The sequence below is a fragment of the Acetomicrobium sp. S15 = DSM 107314 genome (assembly GCF_016125955.1).
Classification (GTDB): Bacteria; Synergistota; Synergistia; order Synergistales; family Thermosynergistaceae; genus Thermosynergistes; species Thermosynergistes pyruvativorans.
In genome coordinates, this window is the sequence record NZ_JADEVE010000058.1 from 1 (window position 1) to 407 (window position 407).

The 407-nt window shown below is 50.1% G+C and carries 1 protein-coding gene; it reads right to left on the reverse strand.

Annotated elements, in window-relative coordinates; translation table 11 throughout:
- Nucleotides 1–31: 31 nt before the first annotated feature.
- Nucleotides 32–310, reverse strand: coding sequence for a hypothetical protein (locus EZM41_RS01255; protein ID WP_198468620.1), 279 nt, complete (start codon nt 308–310; stop codon nt 32–34).
- Nucleotides 311–407 lie beyond the last annotated feature (97 nt).

Consider the following 407-nt stretch of genomic DNA (forward strand, 5'->3'; position numbering starts at 1 on the left):
TTTTTATGAGATTAATCGACAAGATTTTGCCTCACCTCCACAAGGGACTCAAGACTTCAGAGGCAGAGGGGATAAAAACTTCATTGCAGAAGACCACTTTATTGGTATTGGCGGTCACGGGATTTTGGGGCTCAAACTCCACGCCGAAGGCAGCGCATGCCTTTGCGATCTTTTCTACGTCATAGAAGCGCGTCCCCGTCCCGGGCCTGCCCAGCTCTCTGTTCTCTTTTAACCCACTCGGTTTCTCCTCAGGCGGCAGATCCTTTTGCTCATCGTCCTCGGCCTCGGACCTCTCGCGCCTCCAAAACATGCCATACTCCCTCCTCTTTATATATCGAGGCTTGTCCTTCAAATCCTCTATGTGTGCACCTTTGTGTTTTTATTTTAACATAAGGATCCCCGAGGCG

What these genes read in the sequence shown, in the direction of transcription:
- EZM41_RS01255 (WP_198468620.1), bottom strand. Translation starts at nt 310, where the DNA reads ATGTTTTGGAGGCGCGAGAGGTCCGAGGCCGAGGACGATGAGCAAAAG.